Origin of the sequence: Myxococcus sp. CA051A, assembly GCF_013336705.1 — a bacterium.
GTDB classification, from domain to species: Bacteria; Myxococcota; Myxococcia; order Myxococcales; family Myxococcaceae; genus Myxococcus; species Myxococcus llanfairpwllgwyngyllgogerychwyrndrobwllllantysiliogogogochensis.
This window is the reverse complement of the sequence record NZ_JABUMS010000005.1, coordinates 57,884-66,178: the sequence shown is the minus strand read 5'-3', so window position 1 is coordinate 66,178 and position 8,295 is coordinate 57,884. Positions and strand designations below refer to the sequence as shown.

The 8,295-nt window shown below is 67.4% G+C and carries 6 protein-coding genes; 3 read left to right on the top strand and 3 right to left on the bottom strand.

The genetic code is table 11. The annotated features are described in order from the left end of the window. Nucleotides 1-99: 99 nt before the first annotated feature. The 3 genes from HUA74_RS46825 to HUA74_RS16710 all read right to left on the bottom strand — a co-directional run bounded on the left by HUA74_RS46825 (nt 100) and on the right by HUA74_RS16710 (nt 3,756). Nucleotides 100-1,068 (bottom strand): peptidylprolyl isomerase, encoded by a 969-nt coding sequence (locus HUA74_RS46825; RefSeq protein ID WP_174455315.1) that lies wholly within the window; start codon nt 1,066-1,068, stop codon nt 100-102. Between the two features lie 20 nt (nt 1,069-1,088). Continuing rightward, nucleotides 1,089-1,988, bottom strand: a complete 900-nt coding sequence (locus tag HUA74_RS16715) for a peptidyl-prolyl cis-trans isomerase (protein ID WP_174455314.1) — start codon at nt 1,986-1,988, stop codon at nt 1,089-1,091. 652 nt (nt 1,989-2,640) lie between these two features. After that, complete coding sequence (locus HUA74_RS16710) at nt 2,641-3,756, bottom strand: hypothetical protein (protein WP_174455313.1); 1,116 nt, start codon at nt 3,754-3,756, stop codon at nt 2,641-2,643. Nucleotides 3,757-3,982: 226 nt separating this feature from the next. On the opposite strand from HUA74_RS16710, the gene HUA74_RS16705 reads away from it, so the two are divergent. From HUA74_RS16705 to HUA74_RS16695, 3 genes are all read left to right on the top strand, one after another. Next, on the top strand, nt 3,983-4,159 hold the full coding sequence (locus tag HUA74_RS16705) for a hypothetical protein (RefSeq protein ID WP_174455312.1): 177 nt from the start codon (nt 3,983-3,985) through the stop codon (nt 4,157-4,159). 163 nt (nt 4,160-4,322) lie between these two features. Continuing rightward, a complete protein-coding gene (locus tag HUA74_RS16700; RefSeq protein WP_174455311.1) occupies nt 4,323-5,318 on the top strand; it encodes a peptidyl-prolyl cis-trans isomerase in 996 nt (331 codons plus the stop codon). Between the two features lie 600 nt (nt 5,319-5,918). Further along, nucleotides 5,919-8,255, top strand: coding sequence for an RCC1 repeat-containing protein (locus tag HUA74_RS16695; protein ID WP_371817248.1), 2,337 nt, complete (start codon nt 5,919-5,921; stop codon nt 8,253-8,255). The last annotated feature ends 40 nt before the right edge of the window (nt 8,256-8,295 follow it).

The window sequence follows — 8,295 nt, the reverse complement described above, 5'->3', positions numbered from 1 at the left end:
CCCTCAACCCCTCGACATCCAGTTGCATCCACGACCAACCCCCTGAGGGAGCGACGCCATTCGGGACAGCGACTCAAGGGAGCACACTCCTCTGACGACTCATGGATGCGACCCCGGGTCCTGCTGTCCTGCCCCACCACCAACGGATGCCCCCGTCTCGAGCCGCTCCGGGTAGGTCTTCACGGGGATCTGCTCACGCAGCACCTTCATCACCCCCGCCTGTGCCTCGCGACGAGCCTCTGCCTCCAACTTCCCGCGCGCCTCCTCGAAGGTCGGCACCACGGTCTTCACCCCATCCACCGCCTCCACCAGATGCAAGCCGTAGGGCGTCGCGAACGGACGCGAGCGCTCCCCCTTGGTGAGCCGCGCGGATTCCGTGAAGAACACGTCGTCGACCTGCCCTTCCAGCACCGGCCCCAGGTCACCACCACGCGCCGCGCTGATCGGCTCCTCCGAGCCCTCGCGCGCGACCTTCTCGAACGGCTCGCCACCCATCAGCCGCGCGAACAGCGCGTTCATGCGTGACTGCGCCTGGGCCCGCGTCTGATCATCGGCGCCAGGGGAGAGACGGATCAGGATCTGCCGGACATGGACCTCGCGCCGACCCAGAGCCTCGCGAGACGCATCGTAGCGCTCGCGCAACTTCGCGCCCGAGGTCGCCTCCGCCAGTCGCTGGTCCAGGAGCGCTTGGGCCAACAGCTCGCGCTCGGCTGCCCTCAGCCGTGACTGGACCGCCGGATGCTGGTCCAGCCCCGCGCGACGGGCTTCCTCCGCGAGCAGGCTCCGCCCCACCAACACGTCCAGTGCCTCAATGGATGTCGGCCGCTCCCGCGAGCTGCGCGCCGCGATGAAGGCCGTGACGTCCTCTTTCAGCACCTTCCGCTTCCCAACCTCGGCCACCACGCCTTCATCGCGACATGCGACGAGTGGCAGTGCCACCACGAGGAGCAGCACGGGAATGAGCCGCGCGCCCGGGCGTTGTCCAAGCGCCTCCCCTGGAACAGCGCCGCCCCTCGAGCACACGACTCCAGCCACGGCGCACGCGCCATTCAAGCCACTGAGTTGCACGACCCCTCCCGACTCCGCCCTCAGGGCGTTCCCGGTACGTCGATTCCCACCGAGCCCGTTTCACGCAGCCGGGCCAGCAAACTTTCGAGGACCTTCCTCTTCCACTGCGGTAGCGCGCGGCCTTCCACTTCCGCCCGCACCTCTTCGAACGCGGGGACCCTCGAATCCTTGCGCTCCAGCAACCGCAGCACCGAATACCCGCGTGCCTCAGCCACGACTCCACTCGTGTCTCCGGCCTTCTTCAACCCAAAGGCCGCCGCTTCCAGTTCGCGGTCCGGAAGGTCTCCACGCGCCACCCAGCCAAGCTCTCCCCCCTGCCCGCGCTCCGACCCATCCCCCTCCGCCGCCACCTGCGCCAGGGCCTCTCCTGCCTTGAGCCGCTGCGCCAGCCGCTCCGCCCGCTGCTTCGCCTGCGCCCGCTGCGCCGCCGTCGCCCCTGTTTGAACGGAGACGTGCACCCGCGAGAGTCGCAAGCGCTCCGGCTGAGTGAAATCCGCCCGATGCTGCTCGTAGTACTCGCGCAGATCGGCCTCGCCAGGCCGCCCTGACGCCTTCTCCTCGGCGGCAAGCAACTCCTGGATGACCAGCCGCTCCTCCAGTGCCCGGACCTGTTTCTGGATATCCGCCTGCTGGTGGAGTCCTCGAGCCAGGCCCTCCTGGGCCAACAGGCGTTTGTCAATCATTGACCGCACGAACTCGCGCTGGCCGGCGGGTCGTTCGAACTGCTCTCTCAAGGGTGATGGCAGCCTGGCGGACTCCTCGATGAGCTCCGCCTCCGTGATGACCCCACCGTCATAGCGACCTACCACCCGGCCGCCATCCGAGGACGCCACCCCAGCCGGGGTCTCCGGCGCGGGCTTCGTGCAGCCACACCAGAGCACCCACGCGACCAGCGCGGCGCTTCCGCTCCCAATCTTCATTTGAGGATTACTCCCCCTCTGCGCGTCAAACCGGGTGATCTGCACTTCGAGGCGCTCACCATGCGCCATGTTGAATACTGGATTCAAGGGCACTTTTTAGTTGCCACTGCACTCATTGGCAGCAGCAACGACTGCCGGCTGTCAGCCTCCATCCAGGAGAGCTTTCGGGTCGTACGTCAGGTGAAGAGCCCGAGGCTGCCTGCTCTGGGAAGCCGATCAAACCCAGGCCACAGTCTCTTCGAACCGCCGACGCGGGATGTCATCGACAGAGATGGGATGAGGACCCTGAAATCATGGCAAAGAAACAAATTCAGATAAACAAGCATTACATGCGCTAGTGAGGTGACAGAGCACCGCCCATGGCGAGACGTTGGGCCAGATGACTCAATCGCCCGCAGCACCGTGTCAGGCTTGCGCATTTCCTCCTCGATACGCGCAGGATTGCCCAGGCGTGACGGTGCGAGGGCGCGTGTCGTGACCTCCTCGGGCCGGTCAGCTCGCAACGCCGTCCAATTAACGGCATGCCCAGGACGGAAACTCCGCGTTACCGCCCCAGGGGACTCTCACTCCGCGGCAATTGCCTCACCCATGCGCGGGGCCCTACAGCGGGGTCCGCGATGGGGAGGCGGAAGCATCGCTCGTGACGTGGGCGCTACAGCGCGGCCTGGAGCGTCTGCTCCAGCTCTTCGCGCGTCTGCCAGCTCACGGGACGCAGGCCCGCCACCAGTTCCAGCGTCCCACTCGAGACGGTGACGGCGGCGTGAAGGTCCGTACGCAACTGGATGCGCTTCACCTTCTCCCTCAGCGCGGTGCGGCCGATATCGTCCTTCTGGAGGGACTCCAGCACCTCATGTACACGCGCCACGAGGAAGCCGAGCGCGCGCAGCTCCTCGGCGCTCGCGGGATTGACTCCCGGGGCCAGCGCCAGCGTCAGCGGTGACTCCGTGACGGCTCGAAAGCGTGATTCCAGCGCGCCGAGCTGACGACGAAGCTCGAGCAGTGAAGGAACAGGCACGGCATCGCGCTTCAGCTCACCGAACGACGCGACATCGTGGACCGTGACGGTCTCGATGGTGCCCACGGGGATGATGACCGCGTCCTCTTGGGGGTAGCCGCTCTCGCGGGGGATGAGGAGCAGGATGGCGCGGCCCTCGCGACGGTCCTCCAGCATCTCTCGGACGATGCCAGTGACGGCGCGGCCACTGCGCAGGGACAACGTCGCGCGGGGCAGCAGCAGGGGAATCCCCGAACGCTGCCGCCCGCTGATGCGCAGCAACACCTGGAGCACGGCGTCCAGCCCCTTGGCATCCGCATCCAGAAAGGCACGCAGGGAGTCACCCGTGTACGGGTTCGGCAGCTCCGGGGCGGCCTCTATTGTCCTCCGGATGGACTCCTTGCGGTCCTCCACCTGGTCCACATTCGTGACGGGCTCGTGGTCCAACGTGAGCACCCCGTCCTGAAACGTGGCGATGCTGGACGACGAGGAGTTGCTCGACGAATTGCGGATGACGATGCGCTTGAGCGCGCCTCGCAGGAACTCCCGGCCCAGGTCGTCCTGGCCCAGGGCCGCCAACGCACCGATGAGCGGCCTGAAGTAAACCTGGGGCCACGCCTCCGCGTAGAGGTCCGCATAACCCTCCGCCGTGAGACTGGCCCAGTCGACCTCGATGGGCACCTCGAAGCGCGCGGCGGCCTCGAGGTCCTTCTTTATCTTCGGGTAGTGCGTCTCCTCGAACTGCTTCGCGGCCTTGCGTTCGGCGAGTCCCATTCAATTCTCCAGACGGAGGGGATGGGCGAGGAGTCTCGCCCGAGCCCCCACAAGACGCCCAGGGCCGCCCGCACGTTCCGTGTCTCCTTGAGTTCTCCCCGGCCCCACGCACTGACCGGCCTCCCCCTCGAAGACCCCAGATTCCTGGGATGGACCTGCCCGGGTGACTCCCTCCACCCTGCTCTCCTACCGGACACACCCTGTTCGCGAGAGGAGAGGACCCCGGATGTTCATCCCCCTGCCGTTGTCACGCCTCGCGACCCAACGCGTCCTCCTCCTCTGGATTGCCCTGGGCATCGTGAGTCTGGTGGTCAGTCTGGGTGGGTTCCTGAGCCCCTGCCAGTGGACCCCCGAGCGGGCATTTGCTCGCGCCTGCTCGCCACAACAACCCAAGGAGCCGTGACTGCGGGCAGGACGTTCCACCGGGGTGGCCGTCATCACACCAGGGAGAGCCGCGCCTGGCTGGCACACGGGGCCTTCAGGGCATGGGCGCGCTTGGATGCTCACTCGGAACAACGGGGTTCGCACCTCCCGCCCTGTTGGATATACGCTGGCCGAGTCCGCCCATGCACACGCCCTCCGTCCGAACCCGAGTCCTGTCCGCCATCGTCGCCGTCCTCGCCCTCTCCGCCTGTGGCGGTGGCAGCGCCCCCCCAGCGGAACAGAGCGCCAAGGACACGGGCCCCGCGGTCGCGGTCGTCAATGGCCGCTCCCTGTCGACCCAGGAGGTGAAGGCGAAGCTGGACGAGCAGCCACTGTTCGTGCGCAGCCGCTACGCCACACTGGAGAAGAAGAAGGAGTTCCTGGACAACCTCATCCGCTTCGAGCTGCTGGTGCAGGAAGCTCGCAAGCAGGGGCTGGAAAAGGACCCGGAGATCAAGGCGACGCTGGAGAAGGTGATGGTGCAGAAGCTGCTGCGAAAGCAGCAGGAGGCCGCCGCCGGGACGATTTCCGAGCCGGAGCTGCGCAAGTACTTCGACGAGCACACCTCCGAGTTCGTGAAGCCCGAGCGCGTCCGGGTGAGCCACATCTTCCTGGAGGCGCCGCCGGCTGACGCCGCGAAGCGCACGCAGGCGCGCACCACCGTGGTGAAGCTGCTCGCGGACCTGAAGACAAAGGAAGCCGGCCCCATCAAGAGCGCCTTCGAAATGGCGGCCACACAGCAGTCCCAGGATTCCGCCACCAAGGCCGCCGGGGGCGACCTGGGCTTCCGCAGCCGGGAGGAGCTGACCCAGGCCTGGGGCGCCGCGCTGGCGGATGCGGCGTTCGGTCTGAAGTCGTCGTCTGAGATTGGCCAGGTCGTGGAGACCGACAAAGGATTCCACCTGGTGAAGTTCCAGAGCCGGCAGGTCGGGATGAACCAGACCTTCGAGCAGGCGAAGCCGCGCATCGAGGCGCGCCTGACGGGCGAGCGCCGCTCCAAGGCGATGGAGGGCTTCATCGACGGACTGAAGGCCCAGGCGAAGATCGAGGTGAAGGAAGACGCCCTCGAGCAGTTGAAGATCGAAGGCGCGGAGAACAAGCCCGCCGCCCCTGCTCCGACGTCCCAGCCCCACCCGTAGGCGGCTCGCTGCGACCCCCCGAGCCGGCGTACCGCCTCAGCGGTTCGCGCCGGCTCGCGAGCCCGACCTGATCGCGACAGAAGGCATCACAGACATCACGACCCCGCCAAGGACCCGCGTGTGGTGCGGAGGGCCAGCTGTGCAGCCCCCTATACACGTGCGTCATTGGGCATACATGGGCGTGCACACCCCTGCATTCTCGAGTGACTCCTCTTCGTGGGAGCAGGCGGGGCACGCTGGGTGCACAGGTGGCCCGGAGTCGGCCCCTCGTTCACTTCATGTGAACCCGGCATGAAGTAGGCTGCGATTGCCAGCGCCCGCGTGCCGAACACCGTCCGCAGCCCTTCAGTCCCTCGAATCTTCGCAAGGATTGAAATGCCCATGCAGCGACACAGTCGTTTCGCCCTCCCACTCCTGCTGGCCTCGGCGTTGCTGACCCTCGGCGCCGGCTGCTCCTCCAACCCGGAGCCCACCGACGATTGTACGACAACCCCCGCGAGCTGCGCCCCAGACGCGGGCCCACCCGATGCTGGCCCTCCTCTCGAGCCGCCCACGCTTATCGAAACCACCCAGTCCGCCGTCAACACCAGGCCTGGAGAGGTGGTCTCCCTCCGAGTCATCACGCGGGACGACAAGACGCCCCAGCTCACCTATACGTGGACGGCCAGCACGGGCTCGCTCGGGACTCAGACTGACACAGTCAACATCAGCGAGGTGAAGTGGACCGCGCCCCCCTGTCTGCCCGCGGGGACTCGCATCTCCGTCACCGCCACCGTGACGGATGATGACGACCTCTCCACCACCCAGACGTTCCTGCTGTCAGCCCACCCCTGCACGGGCCCCATGGTCTCCGGGGGCGCTCGCCACTCGCTGACCTTGCGCGCGGATGGCACCGTCTGGGCATGGGGTAGCAACGCTTTCGGCCAGCTTGGCGATGGGACCGCCCTCGACCGCGACACCCCTGTCCAGGTGGCCGGATTGACGAACATCACCGCCGTGGCCGCGGGAGAGTCCCACTCGCTGGCCCTGCGCGAGGACGGCACTGTCTGGGCCTGGGGCTACAACGTCCGCGGCCAGCTCGGCGATGGAACGACCACGGACCGTTCCACGCCCACACAGCTGCTCGGGCTGACCCGGGTCATCAGCATCGCCGCGGGGAGCTATCACTCCATCGCGCTCCGCGAGGACGGCACCCTCCGGACATGGGGTAGCAACTCTTTCGGCCAGCTTGGCGACGGAACGACCACGACCCGAAGGTCGCCCGTGCCGGTATCGGGGCTGAATCGAGTCACCCGCGTCGCCGTCGGCAAAGCCTCGCAATCCCTGGCGGTGCGCGCGGACGGTACCGCCTGGGCGTGGGGCTTCAACGCCTTGGGCCAGCTCGGCGATGGAACAACCACGGACCGCTCCACGCCCGTGCGAATCGCGGGGTTGGGGCCGGTCGTTGCCCTCTCCGGCGGCCTGGGCCGGTCCATGGCCCTGCTCACCAACGGCAGCGTCTGGGCATGGGGCTTCAATTACAAAGGCGCCCTGGGAGATGGGACGGAGATCTCCCGGAACGAGCCCGTGGAAGTCACCGGGTTGAGAGGTGTGACGACCCTCGAAGTGGGAACCAGCCACTCCCTGGCCACGCGTGACGACGGGACGGTCTGGGCGTGGGGGGAAAACTATTACGGTCAACTGGGAGACGGAACGGCAGTGGACCGCCACACGCCCGTCCAGGTGCCGGAGTTGACCGGCGCCGTTTCCGTCTCCGCCAGCAAGGAGCACTCTCTCGCGCTCCTTCTTGACGGCACCCCGCGGGCCTGGGGCCACAACGGAGACGGGCGCCTCGGCGTGGGCGCGCCTCCTCGACGCCATACACCCACCCAGGTCCCCGGGCTGACAGGTGTGCTTCACGTCGCCTCGGACGACCACCACTCACTGGCCCTGCGCGCGGATGGCACCGTCTGGGCATGGGGTGACAACGACAACGGCCAGATTGGCGATGGGACCTTCCTCCGGCGCCCCTCCCCGGTGCAGGTGTCCGGACTCACCGACATCGTCGCCATCGCCGTGGGCGACACGCACTCACTGGCCCTGCGTGGCGACGGCACCCTCTGGGCATGGGGCACCAATGCTTCCGGCACACTCGGCGATGAGACAACGGTCATCAGCCGCAAAGCCATCCAGGTACCCAACCTCACCCACGTCACCCGAATCGCCGTGGGCATGAAACATTCGCTCGCCCTGCGCGAAGACGGCACCGTCTGGGTCTGGGGCAGCAACCTCTTCGGCCAGCTTGGCGACGGAACAACCACCGACCGAAGCGTGCCTGTTCAGGTGCCCGGCCTCACCCACGTCACCCGAATCGCCGCGGGTGGGTACCACTCACTCGCCCTGCGCGATGACGGCACCCTTTGGGCCTGGGGCCTCAACGTCGTCGGCCAGCTCGGCGATGGAACGAACACCCACCGCCACGTGCCCTTCCCGGTGTATGCGTTGACCAACGTCTTCGATGTGGCCGCGGGCATGGACCACTCGCTCGCCGTGCTGACGGATGGCACCGCCTGGGCCTGGGGATGGAACAAGCAGGGACAGCTCGGCACCGGACGGGACACAGGTGGACGGATAGCGGATCGGATGAGCGGGCTGACCCACATCCGAGCCCTGGCCGGCGGCGGCGAGCATTCCCTGGCCCTGCGCGAGGACGGAACGCTCCTGGCCACGGGTAGCAACAGCCACGGCCAGCGCGGAGACGCCAGCTCCGGAGACCAACTCACCGCGCTCCAGGTGGCCGGCATCTCCAACCTCATCCACATCGCCGCGGGCAACCGCCACTCCCTGGCCGTCCGCGATGACGGCACCGTCTGGACCTGGGGCGACAACCTCATGGGTCAGCTTGGCGACGGGACCTCGGCCGACGTCCACAACCCGAGGCAGGTCACGCTGCCGTAGGCGACTGAAGGGAGGGGGCCTCCGAAGCACGCGCCCCCTT

Excerpts from the sequence above, each read along its gene's own strand:
- HUA74_RS16715 (WP_174455314.1), bottom strand. The coding sequence starts at position 1,988 with ATGAAGATTGGGAGCGGAAGCGCCGCGCTGGTCGCGTGGGTGCTCTGG.
- HUA74_RS16710 (WP_174455313.1), bottom strand. The coding sequence starts at position 3,756 with ATGGGACTCGCCGAACGCAAGGCCGCGAAGCAGTTCGAGGAGACGCAC.
- HUA74_RS16700 (WP_174455311.1), top strand. The coding sequence starts at position 4,323 with ATGCACACGCCCTCCGTCCGAACCCGAGTCCTGTCCGCCATCGTCGCC.
- HUA74_RS16705 (WP_174455312.1), top strand. The coding sequence starts at position 3,983 with ATGTTCATCCCCCTGCCGTTGTCACGCCTCGCGACCCAACGCGTCCTC.